Genomic DNA, 26,191 nt, shown 5'->3' on the forward strand with positions numbered 1-26,191 from the left:
CTGGGCACGCCATACAGTCAATAAGGACATAATCATAGTCCTTTTTCACCTTGTCTATATAGGAGCGCAAGATCGTTTCCCTGCTCATTGTATTGACAAGCGAGACTTCAACAGCAGACAATTCGATGTTACCGGGCATTAGGTCAATCCCTTCGGGATGGTGCAAAATGCCTTTTTGGGGCGGATACGATTCTTCCAACATATTTTTAACGAGCAGTGTAGCCAAAGAAATTGACAAATTATCCGGTTCGCGGTAACCCAACGCATCTGTCAAATTGCCTTGTGCATCCGCATCCACTAGAAGAACCTTTTTACCTTCAGTCGCCAAGCCAATACCCAAATTAACAGCCGTAGTCGTTTTGCCGACACCGCCTTTCTGATTGGCAAGAGCAATCACCTTCGTCATTCGCTGTTCCTCCTTTCATGCAAAAAGCCGGCTGCCTGAGAGATTCAGGACAACTGGCTCTTTGAAGAAATATCTATATAAAAAGAGAACGCCCGATAAGGACGCTCTCTTGGATATTCTTGTTTTCAATTAAAAATCACTAGGTGTATCTATCCATTCCAAGTCGATAACAATAGAAACCTCGATTTTATCGTTTAACACCTTATTCCTGTAGTCCTTTCCATTAGTCGTAAACGAAGCATACTTTGCAGAATACTGATAATTCAGTACTTCTACGTATCGTCTCGACATATTCCTATTACGCACTCCACATGCGCCGTCTGTGGAAACATGTCCACCGGCTGCGCCCACTCGATGCGGTAGCCCCGGCCCAGCAGCACCTGGCAATCCTTCGCCAGGGTGGACGGGTTGCACGACACGTAGACGAGTCGTGCCGGCCGGGCCTGCGCGATCGCTTCCAGCAGCGGGCGCTCGCAGCCGGTGCGCGGCGGATCGACGACGAGGACGTCGGGTCGAATCCCGCGCTTCACCCACTCGGGCAGCAACTTCTCCGCCCTGCCCTCGTAAAACTCCGCGTTCTCGACCCCGCTCGAACGCGCATTGTCACGGGCATCCTGCACCGCCTCGGCAACAACCTCAATGCCCCGCACTTCGCGGGCATCCGGTGCCAGCCACAGGCCGATTGTGCCCGTTCCGCAATAGGCGTCGACGACGAGCTCCGTCCCCTTCAAGCTGGCAGCCTCCTTCACGTAATCGTACAGCTTCACCGTCTGCGACGGGTTAAGCTGGAAGAACGCGCGCGGAGACAGCGAGAAGTGGACGTCGCCTAACGTCTCCTCCAACTGCTCTTCCCCCCACAGAATTTGGGTGTCCGAGCCAAAAACAGCAGGAGTCGCACTATCGTTCACATTTTGCGCAATCGAAACCACGGCAGGCAGCGTCTCACGGATTCGCTCGATAAGCTTCTCGCGATGCGGCAGCTCCTGGCCTGCGGTGATGAACGTCAGCTGTACCTGCTGCGAGGCTTGGCCGACCCGGGCGACGATTGTTTTGATTACGCCCCTGCGCTTCCTTTCCTCATAGGGTGGAATGCCAAGCTCAGTCAGCAGCCTGACCGCTTGATCCATCACCTCATTCACCACCGGATGCTGAATCGGACAGCCGCTGATGTTCACCAGCTTATGGGAATCGGCTTCGTACAGACCTGCGATCATCCGGCCGCCTTCCCAGCCTACTGGCAATTGGGCCTTATTGCGGTAGTTCCAAGGCTCCTCCATACCAGCAATCGGGCGCAGCGGCAGGTCTTCGATTTTAGCGTAACGCCGAAAGGCTTCGCGCAGCAGCTCTTCTTTGGCCTGAAGCTGGGCGGCATAAGTCATATGCTGAAGCTGACAGCCGCCGCACCGCTCATACACAGGGCATGGCGGCTCCTGGCGGTCAGGCGATTTCTTTTCCCATTCGTTGATTTCCGCACGTAAAAATCCCGGTTGAACCTCGCTAATCGTCGCCTTGACGACCTCACCCGGCAGGGCATTATCGAGGAATGCCGCCTTGCGCTTGTAATAAGCGACTCCTTCTCCGTTGATGCCTATCCGCTTGACAGTCAGCACGACCTTGTCGCCAACCTTGACATCTTCCGCCGTAGCCGTGGATGGCTTCGAAGACCGCGACTCCGCCGTAACCGTAGAAGGGCGAGTCTTTTTCCCCGGATTTGAGCGATCCGATTTGCCCGCCCGTTTTTTTGCGTAGCGATCCCCGGTTTTCTCTGCAGGATTAAACTTTGATCGGATTGAAGCTTTTTCAGACGAGTTTCCTGTCGGTTTTCTGTAGGAGCTTCCTCGGGCATCTGTGGTTGGTTTACTAGAAGTCATCCCAGTAAAATCTCCAGAAGATTTGCCGTCAGTTTTGCCTTTACGGTTTCCTGCAGGTTTTTCCATACGGTTCCCTGCGGGTTTACCGGTAGATTCTCCTGCGTATTTTCTCTCAGGTTTTCCAGCAAATTTTCCTGTGGGTTTCCCTGTAGGCTGTGCTGAACGCTTTTCTGCCTGATCGCTCTTAGATTTTCCAGGATGGTTTTGGCTGGACGTATACTCTTTCCGTGATTTTTTACGTTCTTGGCCTGATCTATTAGAATCTTGTCTTGATTTCTTAGAATTGTAATCTGATTTGGATTGGGTCATTCGGGTTCTCTCCGTTTCCTGTACATGCCTCCACTATACCATATTGGCTCAGGAAACCTCACACCTTCCCTTGGTATCTATGTAGAAACAGACTGGCACCGCCAGAAAAAATGGCAAGCGCCAGCAGGATGACTGAAGATGCTGGAAAAACAGAGGCATACAAATCAGGAGACAAATAAACGCCGCTATCGTATAACTGATGATCGACTTGCAAAGTCAATCTTTGAATCGTATTATTCTTCGACAGCCCCAGTTGCTTCCCTCGCTGTACAATGAATTCGTTGGCGTTCACCCATGATCGTGCAATTTTGAGTAAATCCTCTGATCTCACATACAGAAGTTCATTGGATGTGCCGCTATCCGCAGAAAACGGATAGGCCATTCTCCAGCCCGCAGCGTCTGCCGGCACACTGTCCAACCCGTAACCGACTTTTACCGAAAGAGTATTCCGGTCTTTTTTTACATGAACAGGTTCTCCCTCTTCAATCACATAAGCAGGGGATTGGTCCCCAATGGCATCGTAGTAACGAATCTTTACAGGCGTACGGATAACATTATTCAGATCATATCCAAGCGGCGCTTCTGCTGTCGGAAAAAGCCTTTCCACTTCCCCAACATTTATACGGCCATCCATCATGGCATTCTTGTAGTCGTAAGTTTCTGGGTCATGCACGAAATTTCGGGTCAGGTTGTGATTATGTGTCAATGCTGTAACAGTCTGAATCCCAACGATAAGGAAAAGAACGATAGATACTATTAACAATAGTGAACGTAACGACTGCTTGTTCATCCCATCACGACCTTGTAGGGTTAGTTTTATTTTTCAATCTCAACCCGTGTCTTTGCCCAAACATCCTGCAGCCCTTTCATTCCCTTGGTTATAAACAAGAAACCGATGTACACGACCATTAACAGGTTCGGAATATAGATCAGCGCTTGATTGGCAGGCTCTTCTACACTCCACCATGGGTCGGGCACCAAAATAATGAGATGGGTCAGCTCCCACGGCAGCAGTTTAACGAAGGTTCTTTTTACCGCCTGCCCCCACGTAATCGCTCCCCCTGCCGGGAGACTGGATACTTTCAGCTTGAGCAGCCGTTTGCCTAATGTTTGGCCGCGGTACTTTTCGCATCCTATAAAATACAGCCAGGTTGGCAAAGACATCGCAGCCAATACCCAAAGCTCGATTTGATAGCCTTTCTCCAATCGGTCAAATGGAAATCCGGACGTGACAACATATAACAGAAACTGACCGCCAATCAATACGGCAGCGAGCAGAACAAAATCCAGCCAGTAAGCCGCCAATCTTCTAAAAGCAAGCTGCATGCGTTCTCCTTTCCGCTTTACCAAACCAGCATCATTTTGGACAAAATACTAGTGGTCGCTAAGCACAATCCGGCTTCCCTTGATGACTTTCTACAATCTCGATAACTTCCGTCAGTGTAGGACAGCTGAACCGAACATCCATATGATCCTGATTTCTTATCAAAATAGCGTTCCACCCCACGCTCTCCGCACCCCGGATATCTGCCTCCGGATTATCTCCAACCATCCAAATTTGCTCCGGGTCTCCAGCCTGCTTACTTGCCGCTTTGAAAATCTCCGCATTCGGTTTCTCATAACCAACCAGGGCCGAGTTAATAAAGCAGTCGAAATAATCCAGGATTCCAAGAGATTTGACTATCTCCTTTAATTCAGGAACATGGTTAGAGAGAATGCCCTGCTTCCAGCCCCGTTCCTTCATTTCCTGCAAGGTCTCTTTCGTATCCTCAAACAAGGTCCACTGCTGCAGATCGAGAAAAATACTCCTCGTCTTCATGGCAAGCTGCTCCGCATCTGCCTGCGGAATCCCATAATGGCTAAACCCCGCGGAAAACTTATGCAAAATAGGAGTCCACCACTCGTCCGCTGACCGTACAGGAAGATAGGCCTGCTCAGGATGATGCCAAGGGAACCCGGTTAGTAAAAAGTTTCTGAAGCTGGGAGCGGTCAGAGCAGTGCCGGGGTCATACTGCTTCAGAGCCTCCAGCATGGAGGCTCCCCACATTCCATTTTTCCGATAGCCAAGCGTTCCGTCAAAATCCCAGAAAATCATTTTCGTTCTGTCCATTGAAGGGGACACCTCGTTCTCTGTGGGACAGAGGGTTCTTCCGATCGTTTCTCCAGAATCCCTCTTCCCTTCGCTTAGTTATGCACTTGTTTGCAGACACTGCTTTTCTTAATATGTCTAGAGCTTCTCCTTATGGCTGCTCCTTTTATGGCCGTCCTCCATCGTTCCTATTCATCCGGCCTCTTTTCAATCGTCAAGCCTTCGACATGCTTTCGCTTCATTAAGTTCCGTTTCTTACGGTTTTCCTTCGTTTCAAACACAATGTCCATATCATAATCATCAGGATACAGCTCCTGGCTTTCGATTTGCAGTGTTACCCGCTTCTTGTTGATTTTCATTTTTTGCCCCTGAATCATGACCCCTACACTGCCCTTGGCATCCTCGGTTTCATATACAATGCCGCCACGCCCCAAATAAGGGATATAGACCCGATCACCTAGCTGGAGCTTTCTTGGGGGTAGCGCAAGCGCTGAAGAAGCAGGCGTTGTTCCAGATGTTTCAGAAGGTCCGGATGATCCTGTTTTTCCAGACGTTGCAGAAGCTGCTAGATTTTCAATAGCTCTGGGAGCCTCTTCATTCTCGTCTTGAGGTTTCTGTCTATTCTTTTCTCCTTCTGAGCTGTCGCTTCCTTCTCTGCAATCTGCATTTTCTTGAGTCTCTCCCTCTCCAGGAAGAGCGGCAGCATACCCGCTCCCCGTGATCTCGCGGGAACGCTTCACGATCTCCGGCGGAATACCAAGCTTGAGCGCGATCAATAAAGCGTAGCTCTGCCCTGCTTGCCCTATCGTCAGCCGGTACAGAGGGCGCATGGTATCGGCGTCAAATTCCATCCGGGCATTTTCAAAGCCTGGAGCTGCAGCTGCAAAATTTTTAATCTCGGTAAAATGAGTCGTAGCCACGACAGTGGCACTTCTTCGATGCAGCTCTTCCAGAATGGCGATTGAAAGACCGACGCCTTCACCCGGGTCTGTGCCTGAGGCCATCTCATCAATTAATACAAGGGTGGAACGATCCGCCATTTGCAAAATATCGATGACATTGCGGATATGGGCGGAGAATGTACTGAGCGCATGCTCAATGCTTTGCCCGTCGCCAATATCTACGGCAAGATTCGTAAATACCGCAAACCGGCTTCCCTCCCCTACCGGAACCAGCAGCCCGGATTGGACCATGACGGTTAATAGTCCGACGGTTTTGAGCGCCAGCGTTTTTCCGCCCGTATTCGGTCCCGTAATAATCAAGGAGCTGTACCCGTCTCCAATGGAAAAATTCAAAGGAATCATCGAGCGGCCTACTAAAGGATGGCGCGCTTCCCTCAGTTCCACTCTGCCCTCTTCGTTTAACTCGACGTTCGCTCCCCCGATAGCGAGCGCATATTTGGCTTTGGCGAACAGGAAATCGTAAAGGCCTACGGTCTCTACATTGACCTTAAGCTCATGGGTATAGGCAGCGGCCAAGGTGCTTAGCTCGGTCAGTACCTTCAGCTCCTCACGAGCCTCCTCTGCTTTCAATCCGGACAGCTCATACTGCAGATTCATAATTTCCGCCGGCTCCATATACACCGTTTGCCCGCTTGCAGATTCGTCCAGCACGGTCCCTTTTAACAGCTTGCGATGCTCTTTCTTAACGGGCAGCACATAGCGGCCGCCTCGCATGCTGATGACATTTTCCTGCAGGATCGTGCGGTGCTTGCCCAGCAAGGAATCGAGTCGGCTCTTTAAGCGCTCTTCCACTACCGTCATTTTTTTACGCACTTTCATGAGTTCTTTGCTTGCGGTATCGGCTACCCGGCCATTGCGAATGCTTCGTTCGATCTCGTTCCTTAGCGAATCCATCGTATACATCGAAGCCGCGTACGAACCAATGCGGGGCGCTGCCACTTCCTTCGCCTCCATATACCTCATTAACTGATGGCAGCTCCTTAAAAATTGATACAGGTGCGAAAAGTCGCTTTCGCTGAACACATATCCGGTCTGCAGTAAATCCATAAATGGTTGAATCCCGTCCAGGGAAGGGATCGGTACGCTTGCGCCCAGCTCGAGCAGGGCACGGGCTTCTTCGGTTTCATCCAGCTTGCCGCGGATCAGCTTGGCTGCTAGCATTGGCTGCAGCTCTTCAATCTGCTGCTTTCCTTTGTAGGAGACGGCATACTCCATAAGCTTTTGTTTAATTTGATCGTATTCCAGGCGTTGCAGTGCGATTTCATTCATTTTTTGATTCTCCTTGTTTATTAGTTTGGAAAATATGATTGGCTCCAAAACAGTGCTTGAGAGTGAGTGCTGCGGGAAGAGGGGGCCTCCGATCGCTGTAAATGTCCGAGCCTTGTTTTTCTTTCGAAAAACAAAAAAAGGACGAAGAATGAACAAACGTCATTCTCCGCCCTTAAGTGGTGATTTCAAATTAGGCCCAACAAAAAAACCGCGCTGAACACAGCACGGATCAAGGGCACATAGATGAACATTTTGCAATGCAAAATGTCGAGATAGAAATCACCTAAGGCAAGAAATTATATCCGTTGTTCTTAACTAAATTCCGAGGAGTCCGGCCGTTAGGACACAGCAAATCAAGCCTTGCTAAAATCAGCAAATGGCACTGTCCGAACGAGATTCCTCAATATGGAATTAATGATTAGTTAAGAACACTCACGGTCATCAAAGTCTCTCCCTTAAACGAAAGATACGCTTACAATAACTGATAGCCGGCAAGAAAGTCAAGGGGCTTGGAGTCGTCCGCGCTGCCGCTTCCCAAACCACACCCGCAAGCCAAAAGCTTGCTCAATAACGGCACAGATCACGGCATCATTAAACATGTTAGGACAATTCCAGCCCGGTTCAGTTCAACGCTTAACCTCCGGCATAATATCCAGCAGCGCCCCGATCGCCCCGCTAAATTCTCCATTAGACAAAAACACAGGAGACGCGCCGCGAAGAATCGTGTAGCCTTCGACCGCTTTACGCAAAGGCTCATTGTCGACAAAGGACGATCCAATATAAACAACATTGGCAACCCCGCATTGACCTGCCGCAAGAACGCTTGTAGTGGCGACCGTTTCTCCTACCAGTCCTATCGCTGATGCCAGGAGGTCGGCTTTTTCAAAAAAGGATGCGCCCCTCCCGCGAACATGCCCGAAATTACTCGCCGTCAAATTCCCGGGAATAGGCGGCTCCGCCCCTTCATAAATATGCTTGACCTTAAGATCAACATGGTCCCGTTGACCTTCCTCGGCTAAACGGACCATTTGTTCATAATCCGTTACTCCAGTCAGCAAGGCGGCAAGACCAAGCATCGTCCCCCCGCCGACACCTGTACCCCCGATCCGGACTTGACCGGATTCCTGGACATGGTGTATAGAGGTACCGGTTCCAACATTAGTGAGCACAAAGTTGTCTAAAGGCTGACCTCCCTCGTTTAGAATATACCGGACTCCCCGATAAGTCGCTTCGAATTCAACAATGGTGGATACCGAATAGCCTGAACAGCCGTTCAGCAATGCCTCCATCAATGCGGCTTTGCCTCCCGTAATGCATAGCTTGGCCTGGCTGTAGCGGGAACGGATCCATGCTGCGGCTCCAGGCAAATCACTGGAATGGAATTTGCGATACGCCAAAGCCCCGCCATCCCCTTTTTCCCTGCTGACCACCTTAATCAGCGTGCCTCCGGCATCGATTCCGACTATTTCTGCTTCATTTATATTCAAATTAATTCAACCTCTATTTTCAATTTATTTCAACCTCTTTAGCTCATCATCTGTAAAATGTTTGACCGTTTTTTCCTGAATAAATTTATTTTCATTATACTGCTTCGAGCTGTTCTTCGGAATCGATAGGCTGTCCCAGCTCCCCTGCTTCAAAAGCTTGGCGGCGTAGACGATTTGCCCTACGTGGTACGGGTAATGGGCCAGCTGGCGGTTGATCGCTTCCATTACCGTATGGCCTTCATTGCGGATGTAGACAATATCGAGCAGCTGCTCCGGCTTAAGCGAATCCAGCACCTGAAACAGGCGTGCCCAGGCCTCTTCCCATTGGGCCAGCAGCTCATCCCTGTCAGCGGTTTCATTTACAAATTCGGCGTCACGGTCCCGCCACGGCTTTTCCCCATCCGATGTAAAAAAATCCGTCCATCTCGACAGCATGTTGCCGCTCATATGCTTCATAACCGTAGCGATGCTGTTAATCTCATCATGGCCGGTAATGGTGCTGGACAGCTGCTCTGGCTCGAGCTGCTCCACCGCTTTTTCCGCCAGCTTTTTATAGTACAGGAACTGCTTGTTGACGCTTTCCAGATATACCTTGTTAACATCCATAGGCTTCGCACCCTCCAGGTCTGCTGATTTTTATAACTAATTCACAGCCGTTCTTGAAGCTTGTAACGATTGTTCTACTTCGATTAAAGCTTCATTTCTATCCACATATGGATCTGTTCTTTCCTCCGAAGTATAATACATGAACAAAATTTCTTCACTACTGAATATTTGAGGAATGACTCTATTGTATTGTTCCTTTATGCTATCGAATTCTTTGAGCGCCTTTTGTACCTGATTTTTATTTTTAAAAGTATAAAGTACAATTTGACCATCCAAATACTGAAAACACGAAGGCTTCCTGTTATTTAGTTCAAGATAATCGCAGTTTTCCTGATGTATAAGTGCAACGTTATGGTTTTCTAAAACGTTTATAATTTCTTCTGCGGGTTGCAGCTGTTTGCCGCCGCAGCCACCGGTAATGATCAGAATCATGCCGAGCAACAATAAACCTAAAGGCAGTAACGCTCTACCCTTCCTCACGCATAACCTGCTGTACAAGCTCGAGCCATTGCTGCCGGTGCTCCGGTGCACAAGCGATGATATAAGGCTCGCTGCTCATGCCATGAAACTCATTTCCATCGAAATCCATAATCACCGCTCCCGCTTCTCTGGCAACCAACAAACCGGCGTACAAGTCATCCCCTTCAGAGTTATACAGGACGATGCCATCCAAATCTCCCCGCGCCAGCATACACCATTGAATAGAAGGCGCCCACAGCCTAAAAACCCTGCGGCATTGCTCATCCAGCCGCCATTTTAACGCCATCGCTTTCCGCTCTTTCTGTATCTGGTGGCCTTGAATCCAGCCTGCGTTCATTTTTCGCAAGGCTGTTTTAGAGCTTTCCGGTATTTGCAGCGGTTCCCCATCGCAGGTGACCCCTTTTCCTTTTTCCGCCACATACAGCTTTTCCAGATGCGACTCATAGATAACGCCCAGCACCGGAATTTGATTATGGATCAAAGTCAATGAAACACCATATACCGGAAGTCCAGCCGCGTAATTGTTCGTGCCATCCAAAGGGTCAACCAGCCACAGCCATTCTCCCTCGTTCCCGGACCAACCGGTCTCTTCACTACGGATCTGATGATCGGGAAACTTCGTTTGAATCTTATGCAAAATAATCTCGTTAGCCAAATGATCGACCAAAGTAACCAAATCCCCGTGCTCGTCTTTTTCCGTAATTTCTTTCTCCCTGAAAAAATAGTCCTTGGCCAGCTTGCCGGCCTCCTTGCATGCTTGAATGGCCATTTCTTTGGCTGACTCGAGAATAATCTGCATGGAAAGTTCGTCTCCTTTATCCAATAGATCGCTGTTTTTATCAGCTTAGGCGGTTAAGGTAGTTCGGGTACATTGTCGGCAGCTTTTAACACTCGCAGCACTCTCGATATTCTCTCTAAGTACCTAAAGTACTAAAGCCACGGATTCGGATTCTGTCCGCTTTATTTTAGCTGTTGGCTGACAAAAAGTTCAAGCATTTTCCACATTCGACAACATAGATTCGACAAATTCTCTTAAAGCCTCTTCCTGTAAGCAAATTGAAATCCCGGGCTTTATCACATCCAGAACGTGAATAATTATCATAGAAGACTAAAAGGTTGAATGCAACGATTTAATGGTGTAGCGACCAAGTATTTAAACAATTACCTTACTTGGCTTCAGGTCTTGGAAAGTATCCGTCACCAAAGAAATGAAGTAACAATGAATGACTTGATTATTGAAGGGAATTTAGTACAGAATTTTATTCATAGCCTCAAAGATAATGAATGATATAAACAATAATATATAGGGGGAGAGAAATAATGACTTATTTAACACCTAAATGGACATCATTATTTGGACTTATTTTAATTTTGATAGGATTGTATTTTGAGGATACATATGATACGACTACAATGGTTTTGAGTCTTGTATTAGCGATGTGGCTAGCCATTGCATTACATGAACTTGGACATATTATTTTCGGGAAATTAAGTGGATTTGAATTTGTTTTTTATATTGTAGGACCATTTCAATTCGAGAAAAGTACACATGGCATCCGATTGAAAGAAAATAAAAATTGGCTATTTTGGGGTGGCGTTACTATGATGACACCAACTATTCAAATAAATAAAGAAACAATTACTAAAAAATGGCCATTGTTTGTAGCTGGTGGTCCTTTTCTTTCTTTATTATTAGGAATAATTAGCTATGTTTTATATGAACATTTTTCTTATATGTTTCTAATGTATTTCGCAATAATCAACGGTGTTATTTTTCTTGCGACAATCCTGCCAAGTAAATCTAGTAGAACTGACGGCTATGTTTTGCTTACTTTGTTGAAAAATAATAAGGATTCTACAGCCCTTATAGAAGACCTGCTTGTAGGTAAGGAGTTACTCAGTAGAAGAATACCAACAGAATGGGATAATGAATGTATTAAAATAGCAAAAGAAAAGACAGCTAGTCTCGAACATTTACAGCATGCGATGTTAGTATACTATTATGAAATTGAAAAACATGGATTTCAGTCTGCCATTAAAGCGATGACGGAATATAGTAAAATACCTGTTACAAAGAACAATAAAGTTGAATTAGCTTTCCTCATTCATATGCAGCAGCTATCCCGTTTTCTTCAAGATGATGTTCAAGTTGAACAAATTGAACGTTGTCAATCTCTGCTAACTAGTATTGAACCCATATCTTTTTATAGAGGAAGGTCAATAATTGCTCATCTTGAAAATGATAGAGAAGCTGCTTTAAAATATCTACAAAAAGTGAAAGACATCACGGAAGAAAATGAAGCGTTATATGGATTTTTTAGAGCTGAGAAAACATTAACTAACCTTGTTGAAGAAAAAATAAGAAAAAATATTTACGAATGATAAAAAAGAAGAGGTTCATTAAGAAAGTGAATCATTGTACATAAAGTAACGGGTGCGTTAGTTGAAGAAGACGTTATTCTAATAGAAATCCCGAAAAATGGAAGTTGTAATTTTTTATTCTGTATATTAACAATAAACTTTAGTATAGCCAAAATTTTAACGCTCGCGGCTCCGTTCGCCTTCGGCTCGAAATTCTAACGCTCGCCATGGTCCTTAATGCAGCAAAAACAGGGGTCATCGAGAAAACAGCGGAGCTGCACCCCTTCAAAGTAGGGGCTATACACTCCTGTCTGCTTGAGCAGACGATCGGCTTCTTCAGCTGTTAAATCCATTTCCCTGGAAATAAACGCCATCCACTCCAGGCCCAGAGCCGATCTCCAGCAGCTTGCTTTTACTTTCCTCGCCCAGCCTGCTTGCGAATGTCCTTCTAACCTCCAGCTTCCATTCCGGTAAAGCTTTACTAGCCCTTCTCCTGGCATCTTGGTTATACGCTTGAGCCAGCGCTTCTTTGGATGTGGTCATCTCAGCACTTCCTTTCTTTTTGTATGGATTTCAAAATATTGCGGTTTCATTCGGTTTTTACGGACAAACGAACGCAGCTTGAGGTAAAGTAAAAAGCATAAGGAGCGAATGACCTGATTGCAGCAGCTAACGGGGTTTAATCCAAGCTCCCCGTAGATGTTGACGTATAGTAAAGTTCACCGCATTCCAATTAATAAGCCTGGCTTAAGCCGCCGCGTTAGAGAGGAAATGATAATATGAGTATAGAAAAAACCAGGTTTTTCACATATGGGACTTTAGAAATGGACTATTTAAAAGAGGCCGATCCCGATCTTGGACAAGTGATAGAGCGTCTTGGCAAAATCGAGCGGGAGGTTATGCCCGATCTATTCACTGCACTTATCCACGCTATAGTGGGTCAGCTAGTTTCCGCCAAAGCAGTCGTGACCATCTGGACTCGGATGCAGGAAAGACTTGGAGCCATCACACCTGACAATTTGGCAAAGTGTGATGCCGAGGATATCCAGCGCTGCGGCATGACGATGAAAAAAGCGCTTTGCATTAGGTCCATCGCCAGGCTCGTCGCAGAGAAGGAATTTGACCTGGAAGAGCTTAAAGAATTGCCGGATGATGAGGTCATCCAGCAGCTTTCTACACTGAATGGCATAGGCAAATGGACAGCGGAAATGCTGCTCCTTCATTCCATGGAACGCCCGGATGTCGTCAGCTGGGGAGACATCGCTATACGCAGAGGGATGATGAGGCTTTACAACCTTACGAGCCTGACCAAGGCCGAGTTTGATAAATACCGCAGCAGATATTCCCCTTACGGCTCCGTTGCTTCTATTTACTTATGGGCTCTTTCACATAATGACTAGCTGGCTGGCAGGAGCGAATGGAGCAGGTCAGGTCAGGCTGCTTCCAGTTGCAGCAGCTTGCTCTTCATGTCCATGCCGGCACAAAACCTTAAAGCCCCGGCTAGATGCAGCTTCCAGCCTTCACTAGAAAGCGACCAGTAAATAGTATATCCTCTGCTACATCATCATTTAGCTATGAACTCATTTAAAGGTTTCTCCTTCAAATGTTTGCTTGTGCTGCCTGCGGTACTGCTCCGGTGTTATCCCGGTTTTCTTTTTAAACAGAGTGATAAAATAAGAGGGATTCGCCAAGCCGACCGAGGCGCCAATTTCGGCGACGGCCAGATCTGACTTTTCCAATAACTCCTTCGCTTGTTTAATTCTGATATGCTGAACGTAATCGAGCGGGGTTACGCCTTTAATCCTTTTAAAGGTACGATGCAGATGATAAGGCGAACCGTGGCTGTACTGAGCAAGGGACTCAAGCTTCAAGGCCTCGTAGTAATGGTTATTTATATATTCTGATACCCAGGCAATCCACTCCTCATCCGGGAGCCGTTGTCCGGTCGGCTTGCACCTTTTGCAGGGACGGAAGCTGGCGGCAAGCGCCTGCTCGGCGGTCTGGAAAAAGCCGATATTTTCCCTTTTTGGCAATTTGGATTTGCAGGAAGGCCGGCAGAAAATCCCTGTCGTTTGAACCGCATAAAAAAAGATTCCATCATAAGCAGCATCATTACTTACGATGGCTTTCCATTGCTCGTCAGACACGGCTTCAGGAAGAGCCCGCTGTTTGACGTACAGATTACGGGAGGGCCGGTCCGAATTCATTTTCCAATCCGCTTGCATAGCTGCTCACCTCTAGCATTCAGTATATCCTAAAAAATAGCTTTGCGGCTAAAATCCGAAGTTGAAGAGCAAGATAACGAAATCTGTCACTCTAAGCAGCTCACTTTTTCAATACTGTCCGTTGCCCGGCCGCCATGAAGTCCGGGCAACGCGCACCTTCATAAGTTTCCTATTCAATCACTCGTTTAGATAAGTACTCACCCGATTCTGGATCAGCTTGCTGACCTCTTCTACCGACTTCTGTCCGCTCATGTAAGCTTTGAATTCTTCGATCGCAATCGAGACCACCTTCAAATCCGCTTGCATTTTCGTCTCCATATTTCCTAGTATATCTTTCAAGGTTTGCACATGCTCATCCAGCGCTTCCGCGCTTGGCTGCCCGGCCGGCAGGGGAACCTCGCCCTGTCCGATCTTTTGTCGGCTTTCTTGCAGCTTCTGCTCGAGCGCATTTTTGTTTAACGGATATCCTCCCAATGCCGGAGAATTCTGCATCTCTTCAGACAGCATAAACTTGATAAACTCCCAAGCTTCCTCCTTTACTGCGGATTGGCTGCTGATGCCGAATAGAAGCATCGTACTGTAGCCAAAACCGCTGGGCTGCCCATCGAAGGAAGGCATTTGCATATACTGCTTACCCGGCTGCAGCAAATCCAGGAGCGCACTGCCCGGTTCGCTAAGTCCGTTTAATGTAAATAACGACGCATCTTCCGGGTCCATAGAGTAGTCCGCAGTCAATAACCCTTCATCATACAACGATTTGATTTGCTGAAGAACATCCCGGAATGAATCGGTATCGAAATTGGCTTTCCCGTCTCTGACAAGCTCCCTGTAATTCGTGTTCATGTACTGATAAAGCATTTGCGCAGGCGGCATGTTGGCAATTGTCGGCATCTTACTGTCTGTATGATTGTGCATCGGGTCTTTACCGGGGAGGCTGCGAGCAAGGGCCTGGACACCATTGTTGATGAATGCAGCCGCCTGAAGAAGATCGTTACGGAGATGATTTTGCTAGCGAAGCTGGAGAGTGAAGAAGGCATTTTTCAAATGGAAAAAGTGGCGGTACAGGATTTGCTTGCACAAACGCTGGAGCGAATCAATCCGCTGCTCGTCAAGAAAGAACTGCAGGTGCAGCTGAGCGAAGAAGCTAACGAAACTGTCCGGCACGCTGAGCTTTATATACTTGCTGACCGTGAAAAGCTGCTGCAGGCGCTGATCAACATTGTGAGCAACGCCGCGCGCTATGCCCGGAAGACGATCCGGTTCCACGCCTATGAAGGGGAGGATGGAATCCGCATCGAGATCGCGGACGATGGAGATGGTATTCCGGACGACCTGCTGCCTTTGCTGTTTCAACGCTTCGCCAAAGGCAAAGACGGGGAAACGGGCTCGGCCTGGCGATTTCCCGCGCTATCGTCGAACGATGCCGCGGGAATATTACTGCCCGCAATCTGCCGCAGGGCGGGGCCTCGTTTGTCCTGCATTTTCCGAAGTATCTTTCTTGACCGAATGAGCGTAATTGTACACCTCAAGGCAAGGCGCTTAGCGGAATTAATTTTGCAGAGGTATGCCTTGCCAGTGCCGTCAACTTATGCATACTGCTAGATCTGATTGCTTTGCTTCGCCCGCTGGATGGCCTGCAAGCGATTGTTCACCTGGAGCTTGCTGTACAAGTTGTTAATATGTGTTTTAAGCGTTGAAGGCGCGATGCCCAGCCGGGCTGCAATTTCCTTGTTCGATAATCCGTCACTCATTAATTTCACTACGTTCAGCTCTTGGCCGGTCAGACTGCGATAGGCCTGAACTGCATCCGTCCACCCGTGATTATAAGGAGTAATCGCGCCCAGCAGCCGCTTCACGTAGGCCAGGGAAATGCCGCTATTTGATCCCAGATAGCGGCTTTGCCGGAGCTGCACGTATTTGGCAAGCAGGTCGGACAATCGCCGGCCTTCATCGGCAAAGGTGCGGAAGTACCCCTCCCCTTGCGAAAGCTTAAGCGCTTGATCCAACGCATCCATACTGAGCGCTTCTGCTTCCAGCTTGTCCAGAATGATGCTTCGGTGGACGAGCAGACGAAGCTTGTCATGCCTGCGGCCTGTCTGCTCCGCGAGGCCCAGCAATCGGTCAATCACCTGCAGCGCTTGCTCCGTCCTGCCCCGCTCTGCCAGCAAACATGCGAACAAATCATACTCATCCATCATCGAGAGCGGGATTTCATCCTCGTACCGCAGACCGCAATGGTCGAGCCAGGCCGCTGCCGCGTCTCCGCCATCTGCTCGCATCCGTTCGAGCAGCGCTGCGAACCAGCGAATTCTGCCCGTAATTACCGGATATTGTTCCCGGTCGACTTGCTCGGCCTGAGCCCTGATGATCCTATCCGCCTCATCCCATCGCCCTTCAGCCGAATAAATGCGCGCGGTCCATAGCGATGACATCACCGTCAGGTTCAAATGCCGATGCTGTTTGCCCAGCTCCAACGCTTTGCGAAATTCCTGTTCGGCTTCGTGCAGCTGATTTCGCTCATAGAGCAGTCTTGCATAATTCATATGTAAATGTGCGACAAAGAACACATTCTTGGTTCCTGACCATACCCGCAAATATTCGTTCAATACATGTTCGGCCGCATTAAGTCCGCCCGCTACCGCATAAATATCCCATACCGGCTGATAACCCTCTTCATCCGTGCCGAGGCCCACGAACAGATCGCCATCCGGATGCATTTGAACATACCTCTCGGAATACCGAATCGAAGCAGCAAAATCTTTGGCAAAGAACGCATTGAAGGCTTCGAGCACGCTGATCCCGGCATGCATCATGCCTGCTGTCTGCTGCGGGAGGCTGGCTGCGTTTTCGCTTATTTTCTCCTTCACCCACGCGAGCGTACGCTTCGCCATTTCATATTCACCGGATAGAAAAAAAGAGGCCATCTTCATCATAAACAACATCGGCTGGCCGAATAGCAAGGAATCTGGAATGGCAGCGAACCAGGAGCGCAAGGTGCTCCAATGAGCCCTCATCATCTGTGGGGCAAGCTTCTTCAGCAGACGAAGCGCATCTTCATACAGCGAGCCAGTCAAATAATGATCCATCGCTTCATAGGCAAAGCCGTTCTCCTCAAGCCAGCGTCCTGCTGCCGCATGCAGCGCATGGACTTGCTCAGGAGACCGCATCCGAATCTGGGCACGGAGAAACTGCCCGAACAAATGATGATAGCGATACCATTCCCGCTGTTCATCCAGCGGCAGGAGAAACAAGTTCGCCTGCTCCAGCTCCTGCAGCAGCAGCGAGCTGTTCGCCATCCCGGTAACGGCTGCACACAATTCACTATTCATTCGTTCCAGAATAGAGGTTTGAAGTAAAAACTGCTGGAGCGGATTCGGCTGCTGCGACAAGATTTCTTCCATAAAATAATCGGCATAATCCCGCTGCTGGCCGGAGATTCGCTGGATATTCGAACCGCGTTGCGCCGATTTGCTTAACAGCAGAGCCGCCAGACGCATCCCCGCCGCCCATCCTTCCGTTCGCTCCATCACAGCTGCTGTCTCCTGTGCCGATAACTGCAGTTCCTGGTAGCTGGCGAAAAATTGGACGGCCTCTTCGGCTGCAAACCGCAAGTCCTCTGTTTCCAACTGATTGAGTCTGCCCCATGTGCGCATTTTGGCCAGCGGAAGCTCCGGCATAGATCTGCTCGCAATGTACAGGTGGATATGGGACGGGAGATGTTCAAGGAAATACGACACTCCCTCTACAATCATGCGTTCTTCAATCAGGTGAAAATCATCCCATATCAGCACCACTGGCGCCGTCAGCCGGTTCAATCCATTGATCAAGGCAGCGATAAATGACAGCCCCGAAGCATCGCCACTGCTGAAACGAAGAACGGGCTGGTCATCAAAGTCCGGGCAGGCTTGCTTCAGTGCGGCAATCGCATGCGTCCAGAATCGATTGCTGTCATTATCTCCCTGATCCAGCGATAGCCAGGCGACGGGAAGCTCCACCGTCTTTGTCCACTCGCTGAGCAGCGTGGTCTTGCCATAGCCAGCTGGCGCCGTCACCAAAGTGAGTGCATGATCCAATCCTTCTTCCAGTCGATTGGCCAGGCGGCAGCGTGTAATTAGTGCCGTTCGCGACCGGGGAATATGGAGTTTGGTAGCGAGAATCATCACAGGGTCATTTCCTCCTTTGACACCAATCATGATCTAAACCCTTTCTTCCTATTTTACCAAATATGACTAAGGAATAGAGTGGCAATCGTGTTTTGTGTTTCCAGATGCTTATTCTCCACCTTTCTCCCCCACCCTTTGGAAAGCAGGGTGGATTACAAATAAGGCCAGCGAATATATAATCTGCTTGAACCCCTTTTGAGATGATACGGAGTTCAGCCCAGATTTAAACATGTAGTGGGAGTGATAGTGTGGAAAACTGGACAAAAATGCGGTTCATCCGAATGGTGTTTACGCTAACTCTCGTCCTTGCAATGCTGCTGCATCCAGTTCAGGGAGAGATTTACGCTGCGGATGAAGATTATGGAGCCGGAGGATGGCTCCTTCCCTACTCGGACGTGCGGGAGGATGACTATTTTACCGAAGCGCTGCTATTCTTCACTTCGACAAATTTGCTTGTGCCGTCCGAAGATAAGTTTCATCCCGGTCAAGCTGTCTCGCGCGGTGATTTTTTCCAGTGGCTTTCTTCGTTTTTACAGTTGCAAGAAGAAGAGCTGCCTGACAATAATCCCGGCAAGGCTGCTGAAAATCTCGTAGAACTGGGAATCATATCCGGTTATGAGGATGGCTCCCTCAGGCTGGATTCGACGATTACACGTGCAGAGGCAGCGGTTATCTTCCAACGCATTATGAAATGGGAGACATCTGTTGACGCACTGGCCCGATTTGTGGATGTCGTTCACGGTTCCTGGTACAGCGAAGCCCTGAGTGCCATGGCTAATTATCAGCTGATTCAAGGCCGCAAGGAAGGAATTTTCGCCCCGCATGAAGGGATGACCCGGGCGGAAGCGATTGCGCTCCTGTACCGGGTATTCTTCGAGATGAATCAAATCGAACAGATTCAGGACGACCAGATCGTCATCAACGGCAAAGTATTTCCGTATCATTCTCATTTGCAAGGACTATTCGCAGAGCAAAATCGCGGAGCCCTGCAAGGGGCAGCCGTGAACTATGTCGTTAAGAATGGGGTTATCGTTGATGTGACTCGCTTATATATTGCGAACAACAACGAGAATCGGCTAGTTCTGAATGGCGGCGGAGCTGTCATAGGCGGCAATCTGTATGTCACAAGACCGTCTGTAACGCTTGCAGATTTAACTGTGGCGGGTAATTTGTATGTGACCAATCAGGTGAGCCGCTCCTTTACCAGCGAGAATTTGGAGGTGCAAGGCTTTACAATCTTTACGCCGGCGAACGATGTAGTTGCATCTCTGCCGGTTCAGGCCAAGGACAGCAGCCTGGGTGCGCTCATCATTTCCAGAAACGTCCACTTTGACCCGGACGATCCGGACGCCCAGGATGACCCGGACAACCCGGACTCAGAGCAGGGCCAACTGCTCTCACTCTCGTCTCCTTCCCGCAAGAAACAGATCGAAGTGAGCATAGCGGCTATCGACCAATCCCTGCAAAAGAGACTCCAGGATTTGGGCATCCAGCAAGGGCAACTGGGAGGTCCGACAGGCGATGATCCTTGGAGTCATGAAGCTCTGACCAGATTGATAGAAAATCTGCTGGATACAAAAGGGCAAATTGAAGACATCGAGAGAGAATACAACTCCAGATATATTAAAGCCCCTTACTACAGTGATTACACGAAATGGTCCAGAAGCAACCTGTACAATCTGGGGATGCCAGGTATCGAAAATGGCGGCTATATCCCAAGGCAAGAGATTGAAGATATCATAAGAAGCATCAATGATCAGCTTCTGGACAACTTAGGCGGGTCAAGGGATAATTTAATCGGCGGCAGGGAGATTCCAGCCATTATCGGTACACCGGACCAGAACGAGCTTAGAAACGAACGCAGGAACGAACGCACCAACGAGCTCAGGAACGAACGCACTAACGAGCGCACCAACGAGCGCACCAACGAGCGCACCCCTCCGCTTGACGTGCGTATGGATGAAAGAAGACAATCCTTTATCGTTGTTTCGGATGCTACTCTAAGCGCCCCAAAGGATACGACCGTGCCTTCTGTGGCATTAATGGATGTGGAGAATTTTACAGTTAACTCGCATATTGAACGCTTGGTTATCGCTCACATCAATACGACCGAAACCTCGCTGTCCGGTTCCGGACGGATCGAACATCTCCGGGTTCAGTCCGGCAGTCAGGTAACGTTGGATATGCAGGGAGAAGTTGAACATCTGGTCATTAAGGGTCCTGAGGTTAACATCCATCTAGGAGAAAATACGATCATCCACAACATTGAATTGCCTGCAGGGATCAATCTGGAGGATATTATTAAAAATTTAGAGAAGATCGGGGACAACATCCGTCAAGTCAATGGGGAGCCCTACCCGGCTCCGGCAGCGATTCCGCCCGCTATCGGCGGAGACTCGCCCAGCCCAGAAGACCCCGAACTGCCCGGAGAGCCCGAACAACCCGGAGGGCCCGAACTGCCCGGGGAACCCGAACTGCCTGGGGAGCCCGAGCAGCCCGGGGAGCCCGAGCAACCTGGGGAGCCCGGGGAACCGGTCACCCCTCCAACGATCAAGAATCATGAACTCAGTCCTGTAGTGGATGGTACGGTGACCATGAATGTCTATACCCAGCATGCGGATTCGATCTATTGGGTCATCCCGCAATTTATAGATGTCGATCCGGCAATCCAACCTCATCCTGAATCTATTTTCAAGGGACAGGATTATAATCCAGCGACAGAGGAGTGTATTCCAGCCGCCTATTCCGGCAGCGCGCCAGTGAACGGAAACGCAGCATCCGTTACACTGGATGCGACATGGCCCATTGATCAATTGTGGGTTGTCGCTGCAAGGGATGCCGATTCGGCCTCTCCCCAGCTTTCTGATGTATACACCATTGATGTGGAACTCGACTATCCCGGTCCCGGAGAGCCTGTAAAGTTTACCGCCATGTTTGACAATGCTGTCCAGGCGGTCGTGGAAGGAAATGTAGACGGCATTCCGTTCAAGCTGGAGATCACTGGAGACATCGATGATATGCCTGGCTCCGAAATCACACTCCATGTACAGAAACTGATCAAGAGCAATACCGTACACGCACTGAATCTATACGGTCTGCAAACGCGAACGGTTCGGGTGGCCTTAGGGATTCCATCCGGGGTGTCCGGGAGCGAGGCTACAATGTTCGAACGGGCAGCTTCACCGTCTGAAGAGCTTGAACCGATCTGGAAATACAGAGGTGGAAGTGTGACGGAGCGTCGGATCCAAGGCAGGCCTACACAGCCGTCTGGGACTCTGGCGATTGCTGTAACGGCCGTTGTGCCGATGCCGCAAAATGTCCACGCGGTCGCAACCGGCCCGGACAGCGTCAACTTATCTTGGGATACCACTGCGGGAGCGACCGCTTATCGTATCTACCGATACGATGAAACGGTTGGAATGGACTTTGCAGGGGAGACAACAGCCACAACCTTTACGGACTCCGGTTTAACGGAGGGAACAAAGTATGGATATGCGGTTACCGCTCTCCGGGATGAATTTGAATCTGCCCATCCCGACTACATTTCGGTAACGACACTTTTGCCGTGAAGCACCGCGTAACTTTTTACACACTAAGCGAGGGGGCTATTCGAAAAGTGGCCGTTCAGCCAGATAGCTAAAAAGCAAATCCGAAGAATGCTGTAATATCACATTGTTTCGAAAACAAACGGCCGAAGGAGGAGGAATGGTTTTTTAATTTCGGTGTACTTGAAAATGAAATGTATGCGGAAGTGTATGCGAAAACAGTCATGCCATTGAATTCTCAGGCACAACTCCAGCATGAAAATTGCCAAGGTTGGCGGGGGGCGCGGAGGTCGAGGGCTGCGCGGGCTTGTTGCCTGCGTTTTGTACGAAATGTCGTACAAATGCATGGGGTGAGGGGCGATTTCCGGAGATTTGTATGAAACGTCGTACAAATTCAGGGGATTGAAGTGTGATTACCCAAGATTTATATGACAAATCGTACAAATGCAGGAGATTGAAGCGCGATTGCCCGAGATTTATATGACAAATCGTACAAATGCAGGGCTTTAAGCTATTAAGGAGCTCCAGCCAGTGTTTTCAGACGAAATTTTGTAGCAAGTTATGTGATTGGGGTGCGAATACCCGAGCTTGCTCATCATGCGGGGAGTTTACGCTGGGGGTTATTTTCACAGAAAAACCGCATACATTCGCCGCTGCAGCGGGCCTGAGTGAATTGGGGCTGTCCAGACTTTTGGACAGCCCCTTGTTTTAACATGATATAATCGGATTTTAAATCCTCTCATCTGCCTGTGGAGGCTGCGATTTATAGTGAATATCCACGTAACATTAGTGTCCGGCCGAGTGATCAGCAGGATGTTCTTCGCTAACGCTCGCCCTTGCTCTTATTCAGCCAAAAAAGCAGGAATTTGATTTCTAACGCTCCTCCTCGCTCTTATTTCTGACAACTAGCCCTAAAAACCACGTTCTGAAGGAAAATAAGGACGAGCGCGAGCGTTAGAATTTCCATGCCCCTGATTTTGGTCAAATAAGGACGATGGCGAGCGTTACAATTTTTATCCTCACAGCCTACTCTGAAACTTGAAAAATATCTTGCGGGTCGTTTGTCTGCAGGACAACTCCGTCATTATCCAACACAATAATGGTAGGTGACTGTTCAATATCGAACAGCTCTTTATAATTATATTTCTGTGTTTGGTCTCCCAGGCTTATAAAAGTCATGTTATGAATGTTTATGGTTTCTAGAGCGGCTTCAGAATTAATGACATTTAACATTTCGTTGATTAATTCCGTATAGTCTGTTATTCTGCCGTCCCAAAAAACATAAATATTATAGGATTCTTGATCCGGCGCCACCATATCTCGAACTGCATCTTCTTTAGTTGCCGAGCAGGCTGTTAGAAGAGCGGCTACCAGAAATGCGGCTAGAAGATGATGAGAAAGAAGGAGCAGCGGTTTTCTTTTTTTAATAGAAATCACCTCATGAGAATCATAGGCACTTCGACCTCTAGTAATAATTACTGACCGCGGAGATCGATTCATGATCTTAGTTCATTGCTTCCGGGACCCCGGTTCCCCTCATATTGTAATCTGAAATGAACAGAACGTCCAGTTAAAATGAAAGCTTAAGTTGAAAGCTTACTTAAATGGATATTTTCCGCTCATACTGCTGCTGAAATTCGGTGGGCGTTAGCCCGCTGAATTTTTTGAATGCTTTACTGAAGGAGTGAATGGACTGGTAGCGCAGCAGCTCTGCCACCCTTGTGACAGACTGGCGATTGCTCGCCAGCATCTGCATCGCTTTCTTTAGCTTCTTATTCGTATAATAAGACTGCAAGCTAATGCCCATTTCATCCCGGAATACATGCGAAACGTAGGAATAGCTGTAGCCGATCGTTTTCGCGATCTCGCGTAAATCTCTCAGCTCCATAAATTGATTATCAATATAGGATAACGCTTGTTCGGCAATTTCTCTTCTGGTGTTTATCCGGTAATTTGCAGAGTCGTCTATCGCCGGATCAGCTTCGGATTGCGATGGCAAAGCGTATCGCGCTATGGTCACCAGCAGCTGATTCAAATAACTGCCGGCCAATAGATAGGTGTATTTGTTGTGCTTCATCGTTTCGCTCAGCAGGCGGGTCAACGTTTCGCCGCTGCCGGCCTCCTTGGTGTTGTTGGGAGCGACCTGCCAGCCGGCGATTTGCTGCAGCACCGATAGGGGGTGTGCGCCCTCCCAGTCTATTAGAGAAAACCGGACAAACCCGAACTTCGCTTTGCCGCTGACGTCCAAATTAACTTCCGTATGGGGAGGCAGAAATAGCAATTCATTCACGTTCAGCCGTCTGCTGCAATCGATCCGGACCTCATCCGTAGTTAGCATCAGGGTGCCTAATTCAAAGCCATCACCGCTTGCGATCGTACATCTTCCCCCGGATAATTCCTGCTCTCCAGCCTGATGCAGTACGAATTGCTCATATCGGAAAGGATTATGAAGGTAAGTTTTTACACTTGCTTTTACTTTAGGATGGACTAACCATGCACATTTCAAGTTCACTCCCGCACCCTCCCTCACTGAATGAAAGCGATTTCTTTTATTATGCAAAAAGTAAGAAGGATCTCATATCCGTCAATCTTATGATAGGGAGGAATATTTTAAGTTTTTTCCACAACAGGAGCCGCCCGTAAAGAAAGAGAGCAGGCAGGAAGTCCGCTTTCAAGGCAAATTGCACCGCAGTGAAAGGAACTGTCCGAAAAGTGTCCGTTGCGAAATTTATGCAAAAAACCGCATACAATTGCCTCCGCAGCGCAATCGGAAGTGAAATGGGGCCGTCCATCAGTCAGTTTACACTGACTTTTTGGACCGCCCCTTGATTTTTTAGCGATTCATCAGTTCCTTGACCGGTACCATTCATTGACTTCTGCAATGACATCGGCGCCGCCCATCTTCTTATATTCTTCCAGGAACTTGTCGTAGTTAGCCATATCCTCGGCGCCTGCAATAAATTTAGTGATGTTATCGGTAGCAAACTGATTAAGCTTCAAAGCGTTCGTTGCCAGAGCAGGCAGCGGCGGAGCGAACAGCAGCGGATCCGGTACCGCCCATTCCATCTGTCCCTGCATCTCCATGAAAGCCTGGTACAAAATCTCGTCTTTTCTTACCCGAACCAGCCATTGCTCCCCATAATCCTGTATGCGCGTACTGGTCATAAACCAGTCGGAGTTCCCGCGCTCAGCGTCAAAGATCGGCAGAATCGGATAGCGCTTGCCTTCCTCATCGAAATCATAGTGGACGCCTTCCTCGCCGTTGACCATCAGGTTGAACAGATCGGGCTGTACCTTCATATCCAGCCACTTCATGGCGTGTTCTTTATTCGAAGACCATGACGGGATCGCGATGTACCAGCCTACACCGCCGCTTTGCTGGTACGCGGTTTTCGTGCCGTCTGGGCCGGCAAGAGAGGGAATAATGACGATCTCGTCATCCGGGAACACTTCTTTCATGCCAGCCGTAACCTGGGAAGCCATTCCCCATCCGTAAGGCATCACTGCGGCCTGCCCCCGGGTAAACTTCTCTTTCATGGTGGCATCTTTATTTACCGGCCACTCCGGATCCAACAGGCCTTCCTTGTAAAGATTGCTCATGAAGGTCAAATAGTCTCTCATACCTTCATACTCAAACTGGTTGACCAATTGGCCATTATGTTCAATCCATCCTGTTGCGATGCCGAATGCACCCGAAATTTCCGGAATCACGCCCTGATAACCGGTCATCGGAATAATGCCGACTTTCTCTTTGATGGCGACGAGCAAATCATAGAATTCATCCAGCGTTTCCGGGATGTCCATGCCTACCTCATCAAGAATGCTCTTGCGAATGGCCAGAGAGCTGCCCACGAACGGAAGAGCGGACCGCTCCGGAATGCCATAGGTCACCCCGTCAACTTGCGCCAGTTCAAAATACTCCGCGTTGATCTCCTTCAACGTAGAGCCGTACTCGTCAAGCAGGTCATCCAGCGGTGCCAATGCCCCTTGCTCAGCCAGCATCCGGAACTGGTTGGGGGTCAGCTTCATCACATCATAATTTTCCCGGTTAGCCATTAGCAGGTTCAGATGGTCATCCGTGTTCTCTATCGGCAATGTATAGTAATCAACCTTGTAGCCGGTTTCTTCCTCAAGCATCTTGGCAACCGGATCCTGGTTCGGATCAAAGCTGCGAACGAAGCTCAGCATGCGCAAGGCTGGCTTCGCTTCCTCCTCTGTGCCTTCGGAGCTGCCGCCGCCTCCTCCGGCTCCGCTTCCGTTTTCGCCCCCGCTACCCCCGCTGCCTCCACTGCCTCCTCCGCTTCCGCCACTGCAAGCGGCCAGAATAGCAAGAATTAAACCAAAGCAAAATGCTAAAAGTAACGACTTCTTCACAGGCAATTCCCCCTCATCTTATTTATTGTTAATCTATCATGGAG

The 26,191-nt window shown here is 48.8% G+C and carries 21 protein-coding genes and 1 pseudogene; 5 read left to right on the plus strand and 17 right to left on the minus strand.

Translation table 11 applies throughout. The features are described from left to right. From PSHG_RS27845 to PSHG_RS15945, 10 genes are all read right to left on the minus strand, one after another. Positions 1-406, minus strand: a 406-nt coding sequence (locus PSHG_RS27845; RefSeq protein ID WP_010274581.1) for a ParA family protein, incomplete at its 3' end; no start/stop codon positions are given. Between the two features lie 272 nt (positions 407-678). Beyond that, positions 679-2,277, minus strand: coding sequence for a 23S rRNA (uracil(1939)-C(5))-methyltransferase RlmD (gene rlmD / locus PSHG_RS15905; protein ID WP_235782075.1), 1,599 nt, complete (start codon positions 2,275-2,277; stop codon positions 679-681). A gap of 367 nt (positions 2,278-2,644) precedes the next feature. After that, positions 2,645-3,376 (minus strand): hypothetical protein, encoded by a 732-nt coding sequence (locus tag PSHG_RS15910; protein ID WP_148497750.1) that lies wholly within the window; start codon positions 3,374-3,376, stop codon positions 2,645-2,647. Positions 3,377-3,402: 26 nt separating this feature from the next. Continuing rightward, positions 3,403-3,912, minus strand: a complete 510-nt coding sequence (locus PSHG_RS15915) for an RDD family protein (protein WP_010274589.1) — start codon at positions 3,910-3,912, stop codon at positions 3,403-3,405. Positions 3,913-3,970: 58 nt separating this feature from the next. After that, entirely contained in the window at positions 3,971-4,696 is a 726-nt protein-coding gene (locus PSHG_RS15920; RefSeq protein ID WP_010274591.1) for an HAD family hydrolase, read from the minus strand. A gap of 167 nt (positions 4,697-4,863) precedes the next feature. After that, positions 4,864-6,906 carry an endonuclease MutS2 gene (locus PSHG_RS15925; RefSeq protein WP_010274594.1) on the minus strand — a complete coding sequence of 681 codons (2,043 nt, stop codon included), beginning with the start codon at positions 6,904-6,906 and terminating at the stop codon, positions 4,864-4,866. Positions 6,907-7,532: 626 nt separating this feature from the next. After that, complete coding sequence (gene coaW, locus PSHG_RS15930; protein ID WP_010274597.1) at positions 7,533-8,393, minus strand: type II pantothenate kinase; 861 nt, start codon at positions 8,391-8,393, stop codon at positions 7,533-7,535. A 24-nt stretch (positions 8,394-8,417) separates the two neighbouring features. Further along, the gene (locus tag PSHG_RS15935; protein ID WP_010274599.1) at positions 8,418-8,999 is read right to left on the minus strand and encodes a DUF1572 family protein; all 582 of its coding nucleotides are present in this window, start codon (positions 8,997-8,999) and stop codon (positions 8,418-8,420) included. Positions 9,000-9,035: 36 nt separating this feature from the next. Then, positions 9,036-9,479, minus strand: coding sequence for a hypothetical protein (locus tag PSHG_RS15940; protein ID WP_010274601.1), 444 nt, complete (start codon positions 9,477-9,479; stop codon positions 9,036-9,038). Beyond that, positions 9,466-10,278 carry an inositol monophosphatase family protein gene (locus tag PSHG_RS15945; RefSeq protein ID WP_010274602.1) on the minus strand — a complete coding sequence of 271 codons (813 nt, stop codon included), beginning with the start codon at positions 10,276-10,278 and terminating at the stop codon, positions 9,466-9,468. Before PSHG_RS15945 ends, PSHG_RS15940 begins: the two co-directional genes overlap by 14 nt. Positions 10,279-10,545: 267 nt before the next feature. Here PSHG_RS15945 and PSHG_RS30025 point away from each other — a divergent pair. Both PSHG_RS30025 and PSHG_RS15955 read left to right on the plus strand, forming a co-directional pair. Then, positions 10,546-10,767, plus strand: a pseudogene (locus tag PSHG_RS30025) (hypothetical protein); the annotation flags it as partial. 32 nt (positions 10,768-10,799) lie between these two features. Further along, positions 10,800-11,861: a site-2 protease family protein gene (locus tag PSHG_RS15955; protein WP_010274604.1), complete on the plus strand. Its 1,062-nt coding sequence runs from the start codon at positions 10,800-10,802 to the stop codon at positions 11,859-11,861. 315 nt (positions 11,862-12,176) lie between these two features. Here PSHG_RS15955 and PSHG_RS15960 read toward each other — a convergent pair whose 3' ends face one another. Beyond that, positions 12,177-12,383, minus strand: coding sequence for a hypothetical protein (locus tag PSHG_RS15960; protein ID WP_010274606.1), 207 nt, complete (start codon positions 12,381-12,383; stop codon positions 12,177-12,179). A gap of 236 nt (positions 12,384-12,619) precedes the next feature. On the opposite strand from PSHG_RS15960, the gene PSHG_RS15965 reads away from it, so the two are divergent. Then, on the plus strand, positions 12,620-13,240 hold the full coding sequence (locus PSHG_RS15965; RefSeq protein ID WP_010274607.1) for a DNA-3-methyladenine glycosylase family protein: 621 nt from the start codon (positions 12,620-12,622) through the stop codon (positions 13,238-13,240). A 180-nt stretch (positions 13,241-13,420) separates the two neighbouring features. On the opposite strand, the gene PSHG_RS15970 is transcribed toward PSHG_RS15965, so the two are convergent. Together PSHG_RS15970 and PSHG_RS15975 are read right to left on the minus strand one after the other, a co-directional pair. Next, on the minus strand, positions 13,421-14,065 hold the full coding sequence (locus PSHG_RS15970) for a bifunctional transcriptional activator/DNA repair enzyme AdaA (protein WP_010274609.1): 645 nt from the start codon (positions 14,063-14,065) through the stop codon (positions 13,421-13,423). Between the two features lie 177 nt (positions 14,066-14,242). After that, on the minus strand, positions 14,243-14,980 hold the full coding sequence (locus PSHG_RS15975) for a type 2 periplasmic-binding domain-containing protein (protein ID WP_148497751.1): 738 nt from the start codon (positions 14,978-14,980) through the stop codon (positions 14,243-14,245). On the opposite strand from PSHG_RS15975, the gene PSHG_RS27850 reads away from it, so the two are divergent. Continuing rightward, on the plus strand, positions 14,969-15,667 hold the full coding sequence (locus tag PSHG_RS27850) for a sensor histidine kinase (RefSeq protein WP_010274613.1): 699 nt from the start codon (positions 14,969-14,971) through the stop codon (positions 15,665-15,667). The two genes, PSHG_RS15975 and PSHG_RS27850, sit on opposite strands and share 12 nt — an antisense overlap. Here PSHG_RS27850 and PSHG_RS15985 read toward each other — a convergent pair. After that, the gene (locus PSHG_RS15985; protein ID WP_052310073.1) at positions 15,664-18,258 is read right to left on the minus strand and encodes a LuxR C-terminal-related transcriptional regulator; all 2,595 of its coding nucleotides are present in this window, start codon (positions 18,256-18,258) and stop codon (positions 15,664-15,666) included. The genes PSHG_RS27850 and PSHG_RS15985 overlap by 4 nt on opposite strands. Before the next feature lie 218 nt (positions 18,259-18,476). Between PSHG_RS15985 and PSHG_RS15990 the strand changes: the two genes are divergently transcribed. Beyond that, complete coding sequence (locus PSHG_RS15990; RefSeq protein WP_010274618.1) at positions 18,477-21,797, plus strand: S-layer homology domain-containing protein; 3,321 nt, start codon at positions 18,477-18,479, stop codon at positions 21,795-21,797. Positions 21,798-22,799: 1,002 nt separating this feature from the next. Here PSHG_RS15990 and PSHG_RS15995 read toward each other — a convergent pair. From PSHG_RS15995 to PSHG_RS16010, 3 genes are all read right to left on the minus strand, one after another. Then, the gene (locus PSHG_RS15995; RefSeq protein WP_148497752.1) at positions 22,800-23,210 is read right to left on the minus strand and encodes a hypothetical protein; all 411 of its coding nucleotides are present in this window, start codon (positions 23,208-23,210) and stop codon (positions 22,800-22,802) included. Between the two features lie 163 nt (positions 23,211-23,373). Next, positions 23,374-24,285, minus strand: a complete 912-nt coding sequence (locus tag PSHG_RS16000) for a helix-turn-helix domain-containing protein (RefSeq protein ID WP_010274621.1) — start codon at positions 24,283-24,285, stop codon at positions 23,374-23,376. A 332-nt stretch (positions 24,286-24,617) separates the two neighbouring features. Then, a complete protein-coding gene (locus PSHG_RS16010; RefSeq protein ID WP_010274624.1) occupies positions 24,618-26,147 on the minus strand; it encodes an extracellular solute-binding protein in 1,530 nt (509 codons plus the stop codon). Positions 26,148-26,191 lie beyond the last annotated feature (44 nt).

Source organism: Paenibacillus senegalensis JC66 (genome assembly GCF_000285515.1).
Classification (GTDB): Bacteria; Bacillota; Bacilli; order Paenibacillales; family NBRC-103111; genus Paenibacillus_L; species Paenibacillus_L senegalensis.